This window comes from Rhodoferax antarcticus ANT.BR, from assembly GCF_001938565.1.
Classification (GTDB): Bacteria; Pseudomonadota; Gammaproteobacteria; order Burkholderiales; family Burkholderiaceae_C; genus Rhodoferax; species Rhodoferax antarcticus.
Genome location: NZ_MSYM01000020.1, coordinates 21,508 through 35,666, shown reverse-complemented (window position 1 = coordinate 35,666; position 14,159 = coordinate 21,508). Strand labels below are relative to the sequence as shown.

Here is a 14,159-nt window from a genome sequence, read left to right as displayed (position 1 = left end):
AATGAAGCAACACCACCAAACCCTACTCGCGGCTACCATTCTTTTTTGCGGCATCGCAGCTCAGGCAGCACCAGGGCCTTTTGATGCCATTACGGGGAAGTGGACGAATGATGTGAAGATGTCAGCAACTCAAAGCAACACAGGTAAGGCAAATACCTTTTGGGTAGGACTGATGTACGGACAAATTAGTTCAACAGGAAAATTCGTTTTTCGGGTTGCAAACGGATGTCAGATTGAAGGAATTGTTGCCCCTTCTTCAAGCATATTTCAACACACTGGAAACATGACCGGCTGTGCTGATAAAGACTTGGAAGGTGTTTATAGCGGGTACCTTTCCCTCTCTGGAACGACGCTAAATTTCAGTGGAAGTTCTTCAAAAATATTTTCAGGTGCATCCACTAGCTACTCCATTTCTTCTACTTTGGTTAGGTATTAAACATGGGCGTCCAAGACCGGGATTAGTATTACGAGGCACAGCGCAAGCGCGAACAGATTGAATCAGCCAGAACGATGCATGCCGCGTACAGTGGGGAAGGTGCCGGTGGTGTGCTCCAACCACCCCAAAGGCGAGAGGCAGGCCTGCTGAAAATGCTGGCATTCTGGCTCGGTGTGATGGGTCTGGCCTATTGGGGCATGAAGACGTACATGGCTCCATGCCCAGCAACTCAAATAGCTGTTGGCCAGTGGTCAATTCCAAGGGACTTAGACAGTCACTTTTACGTCGAGGGTGCCGTGAATGGGGTTAGAACGGTATTTCTGGTGGACACCGGGGCGAGCCTAGTGGGAGTGAGTGAGTCTTTGGCTGCTAAGGCTGGCATCTTTGGCGGCAACGTGGTGACTTTTCAAACGGCGAATGGCAATGTGCCTGGTCGCTTGGTGCGCAATGTGATGGTTTCCATTGGGGACAACCTTGGCGTTCCTGTCACGGTTGGCACCGGCCTACAAATAAGCAGCATGCGTGCCAACGCTCTTTTGGGGCAGTCCTTTTTGTCCAAGTTCGACGTGACCATAACCAAAGACCAATTGGTCCTGAAATCGCGCTAGAGCGCCCTACCCTGCCCTGCTTTCTGTGCGCCGACGGCACAACGAGGTTTGACTGCGCCCGGCATCTCCATCACAAGTACCTTGCAATCCCGCAAGACTTCACATGGAGTTTTCATGACTACAAATTTCCCTGGCGAACCACCTTCGTCTGTTGCTTTGGTTCAGGCTGAACGTGATGCCTTCAAATGGGCTTACGGCTACCTTCAAGACCGGATGCGCTCAATTGCACGCTTTGGATGGGCACAAGATTGTGATAGCGAGATTGAGGCTCGCATTCAGCAGGCCACAGCACCAGCCAAGGCCGCAACGATGACCTTCAAAACGACCTTGTTTCAGGCTTTGTCTTCGGCTGGAACGGTCTTCTGTGATGGCTATCAAGTCACCACTCAAATTGACGGAGCATTGTTGGGAAAATCTAACCAGGTGATGCTTGAGTGCGATGACGAATTGACTGTCATTTTTTCTGATCAAGACATTGAGATTGATGAGGTTGGTGAAAACTTACCGAAAGTCGTTGTTTCGTTTTTGGTTACAGCTCCTTTGACTGAGGGGGCGATGCTAAAAATCTGATTTGTGAAAATTAAATTGAAGCTTAGAAATCTGACAACCTGATGACCTTGAGGTCGTCAAATCAGTGGTTTCCAAGACTTTTCACGAAGCTCACATCTCCAGTCTAAGTCCCTAGCAATTTCGCCGGATTTTTTGGAGATACACCATGCGCTCTACCTTTTTTGCTTCTTCTTCTGCTACTGTTTCTGCTTTTCCAGCTCAATTCATTTGCCAGCAATCTGGTCTTGAATTACTGAAAACCGTCAATGCTGATGTGATTGGCCCGCAAGGAATTAACTTCGATGGTGCCATCATTGCCCGTGGCGACACTGGCGTTTCTGTGCTTTGGTTTATCAAGGCGTCTCAAGAAATTGAGGTTTTTTGTGCCGAACCGCTTCAATGCAGTTCTCACGCTAAAGCGATTGTTGAAACTTATCTTCAATAATTATTGTCAAACCCTAAAGACCGTGAAGCACTGCTTCATGGTCTTTTTCATTATGTGTCAGTTGCAAACAATATTGGTATGTGTTAAATTTACATAAACACGGAACCCGAAGCGTGTATAAAGGTAGCATTTGAATAGAGGGCGGGATTAGAGCGATGACCCCGTTAGCGTCATTCTGGAGGCGTAACCAGCTTATTTTTTTAATCTGATCTAGCGTGTGTAGCTACACCTGAAAGCCTGCCCCTGTGCAGGCTTTTTTTTGGTATGACATTTCCATCTAGTGACACTGCAATCCCGCAGTCACATTGATGGAGAATTTTATGACTTTAAATGACATTGGCGTTTCATCGCTATTTTCTCTCTTGCAAGCAGCCTACAAATCCGCTTGCGTTTTTTTCCAAGATCGTATGCGGTTTCTTAGGCGGTATGGTTGGGCTGTTGCATTCGATCCTGAAGTTGAAGAATCAGGTGGTTTTATTGGTGATTTGTTGGAGTATTCTGATAAATCGATTAAAACAACGCTGTCGTCCGCATTGAAATCTGCTGGAACGGTGGTGGTTGATGGTTTTATGATTGACACTCAAATCGACGGCAACATGATCGGCAAACCCGGTCAAATCATGCTGACTTGCAGTGCGTTTTGCGGCGTTCATTACACGGTCATTTTGCACGATGAGGAAATCGAGATTGACGCCTTTGGCACTGCCATGGTTACGAGGCTTGCGAGTGAAGGTGATGGCGATGAGATACCAAAAGTTGCTGTAACTTTTATGAATCTTGACCAGCTTGAAGAATCGTTCTTTCTGCGGTCTGAAGGAGTGCCAGCATGAAAGAATTCAGCATCATCTACTCTAACCTGACCGGGCAACTGTTCGCATGGGAAGGTAATCGTGAATACCAGCGCAAGTATTTGGGCAACCGGGTCGTGCTTGGTGTCGTGACTGCTTGCAATGGTGATACCGCTCTTACGGCCTGGAAAGCCAGGAACCTGTGAGGCCGCTATGAAACTTACATCCTTGGACGTGAACGAGATCCGCGACTACATCAAGCGTGCCCCACCACGGCACAAGTTTGTTGACGGTCGTATTGTTTGGTACACAGCAGTTCGATTGGTGTGGTTGGCTGATCTTGCAAAAGGCAGCATTGATGATCGTATCAACCGTCGCTCTGGTGTCGTTGATGTGTATGAGCCTTGGAAACCCAGCCCGGTTTACAAGGCCTGTCAGCGTCACCGTGTGAACGAATGGCGAAAAGCTGGTGTGAGAGTGGTTAACCGCCGCCTCTAGCACCCTATCACATCCCCCCGAAAGGCCGCAGACTCGTTCTGTGGCCTTTTTTTTACGCCCGTGCCTCCCTACCCCTCGTCTTTGTGTTTGCCGCGTAGAAACTGACGCAGGCTCTTCTTGATGAATGGGTCTTTGTAGAGCTGATCCAGGCCGTCTTGCAATTGTTCTTGCATGGCCAAAGTCTCCATCTCATCCAATCCAGCGTTGACCCAATTGTGGAATTCCTCAACTTCACGCACCAAGCCTGCCAGATCTGTGTTGTCTGGATCTATTGGGGTGCAATCACGTAAAAGGGTCAGCCAGGCGGCAGAAGTCGCCTTGAAGTTGACTAGGTTATGGCCCCGTCGATTCATGATGTGAGTAAGCAGGCCTTCGTGAATTGGTGCTTTCATATCCAAAATATCCCGCCAAAGTTTCATGCAAGTACGCAGTGCTTGAGGGTCAAGATTGAGGTTCATGGATGAATTGTGATCCTTTTTTTTTCAGCGACATAACTACATCAGTCAAGGCAATCCTGCTTGTGACTTTTGGCTTAAAGGAGCTGTGATATGAAAAATAAAAACTATAAGGCGTTGGAAGTGCTGGGCGAATTCGTGGGACACATGCTCGTGGGAGCGGCCATGTTCGTATCTCTGGCATTAGTTGGCGGAGGTTTGAGTGTCTTTGTACACTGGTATGGAGGCATCGTAGGTACTGAGTTCGGTGATTTGCTAAAAGTCGTTGAAACTGGTATCCTTTATGCTGACATTGTGTTCTTAGCTTGGTGGGTTGTTTTTTCCACCTACAAGGCAATGAAGGATTTGTAAACAAATGAAGTCTTTTTTAACTGGCTTAATCAAAGGAGCAACTGATACACCAGTAGGATTTTTTGCGCCCGCAATTGTTCTGTGGAGAGTGCTCATTGATGGTTCGGGGGAATTGATCCAACATAAGAGTCGGTTTTAACCCCTCTCTAATTTTCAACCCAACCCTCGATTCGTCGAGGGTTTTCTTTATGGTGTTGTTGTTTTTTAATCAACAATTCTGCAATTTAAATAGATTATTCTTCATATTAATCTTTTTCTTTATTGTTTTTATACTAAAATTTCATCATCATCATCATCATCATCAACTTCTAACATGGATAACATGGAAAACGAAAACCTTCAGACCCTCAATGAAATCGAGTTGCAAATTGAAGCACTCAAAGAACGCGCCAATCAGATTCGTGCGACGGAACTGGCCTCGGTGATTTCCGATGTGAACCAGAAGATTGCGGCCTATGCGCTTCGTCCTGGTGATTTGAAATTCAAGTCTGACGCAATTCGGATCGAGTCGAACAAGGTTGGGAAGAAAGCCGAAGTGAAATACCGCGACAGCGAAGGCCAAACATGGTCGGGTCGTGGGTTGAAACCACGTTGGCTAACTGCTGCCATTGAAGGCGGCAAAGTTGTGGAAGACTTCTTGGTCTAACTCAGCCAATGCAAATCGGCCACCTATATGGTGGCTTTTTTTTATCTGAATCCAAGAACAATCCAGAGCCAAGCCAATCACAGGTGTTTTTGATTGAAAAAATGACCCACCAGGATCATCGTGGCTGCGTTATTTGGCTATTGCCCTGCCTAGCATATGCAAAACGGTTGAAAACGGCTCTGGAGTCGTCCTGGCGATGATTTTTTGGTGTTTGGGCGATAGAGATCGATGCCAGTGGCTAATTGCAGATAAATTTGCTGGGTCGCTGAATTGAATAGCTGATGAGATCATGGACGGGCCAAATTCTGGAAATCCAAGAGGGGATGCTGTTGTGTAAGTTTGGAGTCAGCGTAGATTAAGAGATCAGGCCAATCCAGATTCTTGGCTCATGTGCTGTGTGCGTAAACGTCGTCTGCGGTGCCAACAACCTTTTTCTGCCCGGTGAAATGCGCAAGACACTCACAAATTTGTTGCCGTGTGGTGTCTGAAATTTGTTTTCTTGAAGCTGGCATCTCTAACCAGTTTTCATAATCTCGTGAAGACGTTTATTTTTTAAGGACATTCAAAATGGATTCTCAACTGAAACTTCTGGAAAAAGACTTCGACAAGGTACTGGTGCCCGGTTCTATCAAGATTGCTATGAAGGACACCGGATCTGGTTCGCGTGATCTTTGGCAGGTACCAATCAACGAGATCCAAGTCATTGAAGATTTGAATCCCCGTGTCATGAACGATGCGTACAAGGCTCACATTCGCAGCCTGGCTGACTCAATTCTCTCTGAGGGATTTTTCCAAGAATGCCCTCTGGCTGGATACGTCAACAAAAACGATGATGGCACTCAGACAATTTTCATCTACTCAGGACACACCAGATTGGCTGCTGCAAAGATCGCCATTTTGGAAGGTGCCAAGTTGGAGAAGTTGCCTGTGGTTGTCAGTACCCATGGCTTGAACATGGACGACATCACGGTTTCATTGATCCGTGGCAATGGTGGTAAGTCGTTGTCTTACTACGAGAGCGCGATTGTCTGCAAGCGTTTGGTTCGCCTGGGTTGGGATCTCGATGTGATTTCAAAACGCACCGGCATCACAGTTCCGCTGATCAAGAATCGGCTTGACCTTATGGCAGCTCCAGCGAAGTTGCGCGAAATGGTGGCCATGTCTGAGATGTCGGCAACTTTGGCAATTGAACTCTTGAACACTCATGGCTCCAAAGTCATGGATGCGGTCCAGAATGCCGTTGATGTTGCGACTACTGAAGGTAAAACCAAGGTCAAAAAAGCACAGACGGTTTCAAAGCCTTTTGTGTTCAATCAGGCCAAGTTTGTCAAGCAGGCTGCACCGAAGCTCTATGAGGCCGCAACTCAGGTTCATAAAGATCCGGGTTTTGCAGGCTTGAGTCAGGATACCCGTGATCTGCTTGAAAAGCTGCTTACTGAGATCCAGAGCGGCGATGGCAAAGGTCAACCTGAAGTTGATCCTCGCCAAACTGATATTGAAGAAGGCCAAAGCTGATTTATTCATCCTGGTCTACTCCGTCACCCCGAACCCACTGCTTTTTGCGGTGGGTTTTTTTGGTGCGCCCAGCATGGGCGCTCTCCTGCGGGTGCAAGTCCCGCCGCAAGTTGATCACAACGAACGAAGCGCAAGCGCAACTGCATAAGGGTGACCGAATGTGGAAAGGAAGCGCGGAGCATAAATTGCGAGCCGATGAACAAGAACCGGATAGAAGGCGCTGCCAAGCAGGTGCGTGCTGCAGCGGGCGCAGGACAGAAGCCGACGAGCCATGAATCATCCGAGTGGATCGCACGCAAAGTAGGTTTGTACGAGGTCATGGTCGTACTGCTGTGATCGCAAGACGAGCGCCTGAAGCCCCGCTATGTGCGTCTTCATAACCCCGACGGGGATGGTTTGGTTTACGTTGCGGTACTGAACTCACCAAGCACCCAGGCTGATGGAATCGCCCTGCCCTGCCCTGGATTGACAGAATTCACGGGGCCGATGACAAGGATCGTGACCGGCTCTATTCCTGTTGCGTGGCGAAATGAGAAGGGCGAGATCGTGAAATTTCGGTCGATTTAATTTGCGCTAATTAAATACAATTAGCGCCAATTGTTTTACGACTATTTGGCTCTTCATTGTGGTGTGGCGGCTGATTTTGAACCAAAAAGAGGGTGGACTTATCCACCCTCTTGATTGAATCCGTGAAACTGAATCATTCTGCCGCGACCGCAGACCCCGCCGGCACTCAGGAAAGGAACTCTTTAATCAGCCTCTCAAGCTCCTGAATGCGGCTCTCGGGCACGCCGGACAGATTGATTTCAATGGCCTGCTTCTTTGGATTGAATAGGATTTGCCCGGCCTGGTTGTCCTTGCCGGTGATGGGGATGGGGGTCAATGGTGGGGTGATTGTCGAACAATCACCCGTCGTTGCAATCAATGTCTTGAAGACTTCGACTGCTTTTGGGCGAGGTGATTGTCCGACAATCACCCTAACCTTTTCCATTAAAGAATCCGGGTTTTGCTGAAACGTTTGAGTTAAAGGCCCACCCCACTTCTGTTGTACGTCCAATGGGGATTCGAACGCAAGCAGGACTTCTTTGGGTAAACGAGCCAATGCAGTGTATTGACTCGCGCTACTTTGAGGGATTCCTAAAGCGTCAGCCATCTTTCGCATTGAAGGAAACAGCCCGCCGTCCAACGCTTTGGCGTACATCACACCTTGTTCGTATGGCCGCAGATCAGCACGCAAGCGGTTCTCACGATCCATTTGCGAAAACAACTCTTGTTCAGAGAGGTCTTCAATCATGGCGAGCACCGGCAGGCCCAGCTCAAGGCAAGCCTGGTGGCGACGGTGGCCAAAGACAATTTGAAACTTGCCTTGTTCGCCAGCTAGAGGCCGAACCTTGATCGGCTGAACGTTGCCGCCCGCTCCGTCAATTTCAGCTTTGAGTTTCAGGAATTCCTTGTCGGCAAACGATTGTTCGTGCCGGTTGGCCCATTTGCTGCGGACGATGGATGCTGGGTCTAGCTTGCGAGTCAGATTGGCAGTCTTGTAGTCGTTAAGTTCGCTTCGAAGTTGTTGATTTTCGATGAACGTAGCTGATTCACGTTTCATGAATGCCATCATTGAACCTGGGCCAGTCACGGGCTTTTCCAGAGGGTTCATTTCACCGACTTGCGCATCGGTCAACTGCAACGGGACAAGCGGCATCATCGCCCGATCTTTCACGGCACTTTTCTTCATTTTAAATTTCCTTGTTTGTTAGAAATTGAATCGTTTGACCAAATGCCGATCATCTGCATTTCAATATAGTCAACAAACAGATCGTAGGCATCTCTTGCGCGAATCAAGGTTGACGACTTGGTGCTTGATGGATCAAGGTCATAGACCGTTCCGAATTCAGCCGATGCAGTTGCCGCAATCGAAGTCTTTGGTATTTCAATTGGTAACACGTTTCCACCATATGCGGCGATGATCCAATTACGCACTGCAGCACTTACAACATCTGCTTTATCCACACGCGAAAGCAAGATGTCGATAAAGTAATACTTTTTAGCGGCATCCTGGTCTTTGTACAACCCTTCAAAAAGTTCAGTGAACAGATTCCAGAATTGAGCGCTAGAGGCGAAGTCAAGGGCGTTAGGGGGAAGTGGCATAACCAGCCCATTCGCGGCCAGCAACGTATTGATGGTGATGTAGCTCAAACTTGGTGGTGAATCGATGATGATTGCGTCATAAATATCCAAGGCTTCCACCAATGAGTTTTCAAGCACCTTCCAAAATTCAAAACCCTTCTCTGTTTTCTGACGGCTTGGCAGAATAAATTCGGCGTTGTAAAGTGCTGGCCCAGCCGCAACGATGTCCACACCCGACCAATATGTTGTTTGCAACACATCAAGAATAGATGTCTTTTCACCAGTGAAAATAGGAAGTAGGGTTTGATCCTCAGTCACATCCGTAGGGTCAAGCCCCATCATTGTTGATATGGAGCCTTGCGCGTCTGCATCGATGATGAGAACTTTATGGCCTCGTAGGTTTAAGCCTTGAGCAAGAACTGCAGCGGTACTCGTCTTGCCGACGCCGCCTTTGAAATTCGCAACGGTGATGACAACTCCGGCGCTTGTCTTCGCATCACGCAATTTGTCAGCCCTAAATTTTTTGATCCACTGTTGAGCATCATCCAGACTAAATTCCAGTCGTGCACCATCTTTGGTTCCACCAGGAAGAGTCTGCTTCTTCAAGTGATAGGCCATCTTTGACTTTTCAATTCCACAGAGGCCGGCAAGTCGGGAACTTGTGAATAGTGGTGATGCTTTGTGAGAGTTAGGCGCAAACATGTTGGAGCGAACCTGGTTCACAATATCCAAAGCATTCGCCGCTGTTTTCATCAAAGAAGCGAGATTTATTGTTGGTTTCAGTGGAATAGTGGTTTTCATATAAAAGTTCTCCTTTTTCGTAATTTTATGCAAAAAACGAGTTGTAAAGTTTTTTCTGCAATGTTTTATGCTCATTACGGCTGTTTTGCTGCTTTGTCTGGTGTCTAAGTGGTGTCGATCTAACAAATCTAGGTCTTTAAGAAGGTTCTTTAGAGAAGTCATTTAATACACTTTAGCTTGTGGATAACTATAAATTATCTATATAAATCAAAGGGTTGTGAACTTGATGTGTCCGGTGCTTAGAAGCAACTGTCCATTATTTAGAAGCAACTGTCCGGTGTTTAGAAATAACTGTCCACCAGATAGAACTACGTCATCCCGTTATCCACAATTTCGTAAAAGTTTCTAAAAAGAGCGAAAAAGCGCTGAATTCCCACTGAGTCTCTATCGGTGTTCATTGGGGAAAAGTCCAAATGTCCACTACTTAGAAGTGACTGCAAGCGCGGCTAAAAGCCTTTACTGTCTCTGCTATATGAGATTGGAGACAGTTGGTGTACCATTGAAAAATTCCAAAAGGGAACACCCGATGACAATACCCGAAGAGCCGATGCCAACAACCTATCAGCCAAGTGCGCTAGAGTTACTGAAAAAACCAAACGATTTTTTGGTAATGATCCCTAAAGCCGGGAAGTTACCGATGCTTGCGCGAAAGATGTACAACTCTATGCTGCATTCGACGCAAATTCAAATTCTGGAAATTAGGAATAAATGTTTGAAATTGGATGCGGGTACTTTTTTTAGTGCTCGGCTAACTGATTTATCGGCATCAGTTACAGCCAATAAATCCAACACCATTGACCTCGTGAAAGATTACCTGAGCGATATGCGAAAACTGGAGGTTGACTGGCGTGCTCCAGATGCAAATTCTCCTGTGGTTTGGAAGTCGATGGGCATGTTGTCCGAGGTGGATCTTCTAAAGCGTGACGGCGCGTATTGGGTTTCATGGTCGTACCCGCCAACTTTATTTGAGGCAATTCTTGACATGAGGGTCTACACGCAGATTGATCAGACAGTTATTGCACAACTGACATCCTACGCGGCTATTGCGCTGTATGAAATTTGTGCAAGGTACAAACACAATCCAAGCGGTCTTACTGCAAAACAAAGTCCCGAATGGTGGGTGGATGCACTTACGGGAACTGCACCGAAAATTGATAAGAAGACAGGAGTGCCAATGAAGCGGCGTGAGTGGCGAAAATTTAAGGAGTCGTCATTGCCTGGCGCACGCGACGAAATAAATAGGGTTTCAGACATTGAAATTGAACTCATTGAAACTAAAACCGGGAAAGCTGTCACATCAGTCCAATTTCAAGTGACTTTTAAAAGGATAAAAACACAAAAAGCGGTGCGAAACATGAGTAGCGAAATTCTGGAGCAAGCGGGAAAATCTGATATACCGCTTTCAATGATCAGTTCTTTTTTAAACAATGGTCAAAGTGAAGAGGTAATGCTTTATGGACTTAGGGCACTGGAAAATCGCACCAATGCACCACACCTACCAACCATTGCAAACAAGGCGGCATATCTCAAAACCGTTCTTTTTGACGCAGACGCAAGAGTCAAACATGACGATCAAAACCAACCGTCGAACAAATTGGGTTTGCCAAAAGAAAAGCCGGTGAAGAGTTGGGAAGAGACACGCAGAGCTGAAGTCATTGAAGAGTTTTTGGCGCTAGCCAAGAATATTCAAAAACCGTATGTTTTAGGCGCAGTGGATCGATTGAGAGACAAGGGACTGCTGACACCATCGACTCAACGAAAACTTGACGAGGAAAGTTGGGAGCAAGGTCTATTGCTGCATGAGGCCGTAATATTTTACGCAATCTCAACCTATGGATCTAACTGGCTCAATGACGTAACTACGACCCACTAGCTTATCTCTGCAAGGTGTTGTCTGAATTCGGAAAGGCATAGCTTGTAGCGCCAGTTAGACGAGTGATCAGATCAGAAAAAAATTCTGGATCAAGCCTGGTGAACCCCGTAAGGGGCCGTGTTCAGGGAGGTGAAACGCGGAGCCTCGCGGCTGTTTGTAGTGTAGTGTTTACTTTACGAAATTCCGACATAACCAGTGCAGTGCTGATGTTTTATCAACACATAACTGAACTAAAAGGATTTTTTTACCATGACTACTACAACCATTCACACCATGATTGGTCAGCTTGCACTTCAATACTGCAAAAAACGCTTGCCACTGATGGTCATGCGTTCTGCTGCTGGCTACTACATAGGAACATGCAGCGACGAAGGCCCGTGTTCTCGTGAATCTACTGGTTATTACAGGCACCAGGCCGACGCTCAACACGCACTTGATGCTGGCGAATGGAACCAACGGGATCACCCGTGATTGGATGCGTCATGATTCAGGTAAACACAAATTGTTTGAATGCAGATGCCTTAAATTGGGCGGTGGCAAAAAGCATTGGTTTCTTACCAGCAAAGCTTGACAAATGGAAGATGGCCAACCCTGACAGTGCGATGAACCATTCAAAGCACTACGTTGATCAAAACGGTTATCACACAAGGTTTGATAAATTGAATTTTTTAGACTGGTCAATTGGTGGACCGCTTTGCGAGCGCCAGAAGATTTCAGCTTGTTTTGAGCCTCATTTTGATGAAACTGGCGTTGGCTTTAAACCGGGTGTCTGGAAAGCGACCATTCTTAAAAGTGACGGCGCTGTTTTGACCGCCATTGGTGCGACTGAGTTAGAGGCCAAATTGAGGTGTTTGGTTCTTTTTAATTTCGGAGATTTTGTTAGGGTTCCAAAAGAACTTGTTTGAGTGCTTCAACCAAGCTGTTTGTTCAATCCCCAAGCCCATTACGCTTTCCGCGTTTTGGGCTTTTTTCATGCTTTTCGTTCGGTCGGCATTACCAGTGCAGGTACAACATTTCGTTGGCCATTTCTGAAAGGATCGAATATGAAAACGCAATCTGTAAATCCCGCTGAAGCCTTCAACCTCGCTGAGGTTCTTTTTGCAAGCATGGTCGCCGGTGTCGCGCCTTGGCAAAAGACGTGGAAAGGTGGTGCAGCCCCAGGTCGTCCAGCCAACGTGATCACAGGTAAATCCTACCGCAGTGGAAACAGTCTGTATCTGCAAATGATCTCGATGAGGCAGGGCTGGTCAAATCGTTGGATTTCGTTTCTCGAATCCAGCAAGATGGGCGGCAATTTGGCTGGTGAACGCGGTGTAAAGATCGAAGTGCCTCTGATCAAAAAGGAACTTGACAAGAAAACCGGTGTAGAAAAGGAATTTCTAAAAGGATTTCGTGCGGCAACCGTCTTCAACATCGATCAGGTCAAGGGCATCAAACTTGATGGCAAAACACCGACGAATCCGATTGAGTCTGTTGATGCTGTGGAGCGAATGCTTGACGCTCTCAAGTCGCAAGGCTTGAGCTACGTTGAACCATCGCAAAACGGCGGCTGCTGGTATCTCCCGCCTGAAGACAAAATCGGCATGCCTCTACGCGGATCATTTGATGACACGTATGAGTTTTACAGCTCGCTTGTTCATGAAATGAGTCACGCGACCATGAAGGAAGGCCGTGTAGAACGTGAGCGCATCAGCTACAGCTACGAAGAAATTCGGGCTGAAATTGCAGCGACCATGATTTGCAGCTCGTTAAATTTGCCGCGCACACAGGCGCAAATTGACAACCATGCTGCCTACTTGCAGCCTTGGCTTGATGAGTTTTCCGACAAAAAGCCAACGCTTTTGAAAGCTGCGTCCGAAGCGCAGTTGATCAGTGACTACCTATTGCAACTCGCTGGGTAATCTATTATCAAATCCCTGAACCAGAATTCCGCATCTTGCGGTTTTCTGGTTTTTTCTTTTTTTGGGCATACCTACTTAGTGACCAACAATTTCGTTGGCGCAAACTGGAGATTATTTATGGAAAATGATTCAACCGTTGTGATCGCCATCAGCGATTTGTCTGGCCCATCACTGGAGGATGTTCAACATGGGATTGCATAAACATGGTGGCACAATGGATGGTGCATTGACTCCGATTTGTGAATCCTGTGGCGTAGCTCTGTGCTGGAACATCGAAGAAAGCCAAGGGCTTGCTGAAAAGGACTTTTGGGATCAGTGGATGTGCGAGGACTGCAATGATGGAGAGCGCATGTCGCTTGAAAAATGGCGTCTTGAACACACTAAACCGACGATCTAACTTTGACACCCTAAAGCTCCACTCATTGAGATGGGGCTTTTTTCATGGCGTTTTCGTAAAAGCCCCATTACCAGCTTAGTTGATGCCTTTTGCATTGACACAATTGGAGTTTTTATGAAACGATTTGATCTGAAAAACACGAAGACAATTGTTGAAACGTTCGAGGCATCACACTTTACAGAGGCTGTGATATTTGCCGAATTTGACTTGAAAATGGGTAATCTGGATTGTGCTTTTTCCAAGGCTGATGCTGACATTTGTGATGTCAATGTCAATTCTTTGATTGATGAATCGTTCGGTTTGACCGTTGATGCATCTCCGGTATCACCCGGTCCCTGGCAAATCGATGTTGGGTACATTGACGGTTGCGATCATATCGCTGTCTGCTGCAATCCCAATAATTCTGAAATCGTTGCCGTGCTTGGGCGTGTTGGTGCGGTTGATGAGGCTGTAAGTCTTGCGAACGCAAATTTGATATGTGCCTCAAAAGACCTCCTGCGAGCTGCAAAAATTGCTTTGCAATTGGTGAAAGACCATTGGCCCGAAGAACATGGACAACGGGACGTTGGTGTTGCTTGGGGCTCTCTGGAAGATGTAATTAAAAAAGCTGAAGGTGTTGCCAAGATTTCATCTTGCGTAATTTAGTGATTTTTTGAGTGTTCACGTCACTCCTTTGTGCTTCAATTGTTGGCTTTAGCTTGCATTGACGTTCTCTTTCCCCTAAGCCTGGCACCTTGTGTCAGGCTTTTTCTTTTTCAAGCATTTCAAACCA

General features: G+C 46.8%; 20 protein-coding genes. 17 read left to right on the top strand and 3 right to left on the bottom strand.

The annotated features are described in order from the left end of the window. Nucleotide 1: 1 nt before the first annotated feature. The 7 genes from BLL52_RS20530 (at nucleotide 2) to BLL52_RS18755 (ending at nucleotide 3,324) form a co-directional block, all read left to right on the top strand. The gene (locus tag BLL52_RS20530; RefSeq protein ID WP_139313471.1) at nucleotides 2-436 is read left to right on the top strand and encodes a hypothetical protein; all 435 of its coding nucleotides are present in this window, start codon (nucleotides 2-4) and stop codon (nucleotides 434-436) included. Between the two features lie 152 nt (nucleotides 437-588). Next, nucleotides 589-1,044: a retropepsin-like aspartic protease family protein gene (locus BLL52_RS18775; RefSeq protein WP_158025712.1), complete on the top strand. Its 456-nt coding sequence runs from the start codon at nucleotides 589-591 to the stop codon at nucleotides 1,042-1,044. 114 nt (nucleotides 1,045-1,158) lie between these two features. Continuing rightward, the gene (locus BLL52_RS18770; RefSeq protein ID WP_139313470.1) at nucleotides 1,159-1,614 is read left to right on the top strand and encodes a hypothetical protein; all 456 of its coding nucleotides are present in this window, start codon (nucleotides 1,159-1,161) and stop codon (nucleotides 1,612-1,614) included. Nucleotides 1,615-1,759: 145 nt separating this feature from the next. Further along, on the top strand, nucleotides 1,760-2,038 hold the full coding sequence (locus BLL52_RS18765) for a hypothetical protein (protein ID WP_075588179.1): 279 nt from the start codon (nucleotides 1,760-1,762) through the stop codon (nucleotides 2,036-2,038). A 320-nt stretch (nucleotides 2,039-2,358) separates the two neighbouring features. Continuing rightward, nucleotides 2,359-2,868 carry a hypothetical protein gene (locus tag BLL52_RS18760; RefSeq protein WP_139313469.1) on the top strand — a complete coding sequence of 170 codons (510 nt, stop codon included), beginning with the start codon at nucleotides 2,359-2,361 and terminating at the stop codon, nucleotides 2,866-2,868. After that, nucleotides 2,865-3,032, top strand: coding sequence for a hypothetical protein (locus tag BLL52_RS20855; RefSeq protein WP_158025711.1), 168 nt, complete (start codon nucleotides 2,865-2,867; stop codon nucleotides 3,030-3,032). The genes BLL52_RS18760 and BLL52_RS20855 overlap by 4 nt, the downstream gene beginning before the upstream one ends. 28 nt (nucleotides 3,033-3,060) lie before the next feature. Next, nucleotides 3,061-3,324, top strand: a complete 264-nt coding sequence (locus tag BLL52_RS18755) for a hypothetical protein (RefSeq protein WP_139313468.1) — start codon at nucleotides 3,061-3,063, stop codon at nucleotides 3,322-3,324. A gap of 68 nt (nucleotides 3,325-3,392) precedes the next feature. On the opposite strand, the gene BLL52_RS18750 is transcribed toward BLL52_RS18755, so the two are convergent. After that, nucleotides 3,393-3,782, bottom strand: coding sequence for a hypothetical protein (locus BLL52_RS18750; protein ID WP_075588176.1), 390 nt, complete (start codon nucleotides 3,780-3,782; stop codon nucleotides 3,393-3,395). Between the two features lie 90 nt (nucleotides 3,783-3,872). Here BLL52_RS18750 and BLL52_RS18745 point away from each other — a divergent pair, with 90 nt between their 5' ends. The 4 genes from BLL52_RS18745 (at nucleotide 3,873) to BLL52_RS21650 (ending at nucleotide 6,627) form a co-directional block, all read left to right on the top strand. Next, entirely contained in the window at nucleotides 3,873-4,130 is a 258-nt protein-coding gene (locus BLL52_RS18745; protein ID WP_075588175.1) for a hypothetical protein, read from the top strand. A gap of 322 nt (nucleotides 4,131-4,452) precedes the next feature. Then, complete coding sequence (locus tag BLL52_RS18740; protein ID WP_075588347.1) at nucleotides 4,453-4,776, top strand: H-NS histone family protein; 324 nt, start codon at nucleotides 4,453-4,455, stop codon at nucleotides 4,774-4,776. A gap of 567 nt (nucleotides 4,777-5,343) precedes the next feature. Continuing rightward, a complete protein-coding gene (locus BLL52_RS18735; RefSeq protein ID WP_075588174.1) occupies nucleotides 5,344-6,291 on the top strand; it encodes a ParB/RepB/Spo0J family partition protein in 948 nt (315 codons plus the stop codon). Nucleotides 6,292-6,486: 195 nt separating this feature from the next. Next, nucleotides 6,487-6,627, top strand: coding sequence for a hypothetical protein (locus tag BLL52_RS21650; protein ID WP_241839290.1), 141 nt, complete (start codon nucleotides 6,487-6,489; stop codon nucleotides 6,625-6,627). Nucleotides 6,628-7,024: 397 nt separating this feature from the next. Here the strand turns inward: BLL52_RS21650 and BLL52_RS18725 are convergent, their stop codons facing one another. Both BLL52_RS18725 and BLL52_RS18720 read right to left on the bottom strand, forming a co-directional pair. Then, entirely contained in the window at nucleotides 7,025-8,023 is a 999-nt protein-coding gene (locus tag BLL52_RS18725) for a ParB/RepB/Spo0J family partition protein (RefSeq protein WP_083634079.1), read from the bottom strand. After that, complete coding sequence (locus BLL52_RS18720; RefSeq protein ID WP_075588172.1) at nucleotides 8,020-9,216, bottom strand: ParA family protein; 1,197 nt, start codon at nucleotides 9,214-9,216, stop codon at nucleotides 8,020-8,022. Before BLL52_RS18720 ends, BLL52_RS18725 begins: the two co-directional genes overlap by 4 nt. 526 nt (nucleotides 9,217-9,742) lie before the next feature. Between BLL52_RS18720 and BLL52_RS18715 the strand changes: the two genes are divergently transcribed. The 6 genes from BLL52_RS18715 to BLL52_RS18690 all read left to right on the top strand — a co-directional run bounded on the left by BLL52_RS18715 (nucleotide 9,743) and on the right by BLL52_RS18690 (nucleotide 14,032). Beyond that, complete coding sequence (locus tag BLL52_RS18715) at nucleotides 9,743-11,089, top strand: replication initiation protein (RefSeq protein WP_158025710.1); 1,347 nt, start codon at nucleotides 9,743-9,745, stop codon at nucleotides 11,087-11,089. A 249-nt stretch (nucleotides 11,090-11,338) separates the two neighbouring features. Further along, nucleotides 11,339-11,560, top strand: a complete 222-nt coding sequence (locus tag BLL52_RS18710; RefSeq protein ID WP_075588170.1) for a hypothetical protein — start codon at nucleotides 11,339-11,341, stop codon at nucleotides 11,558-11,560. 11 nt (nucleotides 11,561-11,571) lie between these two features. Then, entirely contained in the window at nucleotides 11,572-11,994 is a 423-nt protein-coding gene (locus BLL52_RS18705) for a phage protein NinX family protein (protein WP_158025709.1), read from the top strand. 138 nt (nucleotides 11,995-12,132) lie between these two features. Then, nucleotides 12,133-12,990, top strand: coding sequence for a zincin-like metallopeptidase domain-containing protein (locus BLL52_RS18700; RefSeq protein WP_075588168.1), 858 nt, complete (start codon nucleotides 12,133-12,135; stop codon nucleotides 12,988-12,990). A gap of 187 nt (nucleotides 12,991-13,177) precedes the next feature. Beyond that, on the top strand, nucleotides 13,178-13,387 hold the full coding sequence (locus tag BLL52_RS18695; RefSeq protein ID WP_139313467.1) for a hypothetical protein: 210 nt from the start codon (nucleotides 13,178-13,180) through the stop codon (nucleotides 13,385-13,387). A gap of 114 nt (nucleotides 13,388-13,501) precedes the next feature. Further along, nucleotides 13,502-14,032: a hypothetical protein gene (locus BLL52_RS18690; protein ID WP_075588166.1), complete on the top strand. Its 531-nt coding sequence runs from the start codon at nucleotides 13,502-13,504 to the stop codon at nucleotides 14,030-14,032. Nucleotides 14,033-14,159 lie beyond the last annotated feature (127 nt).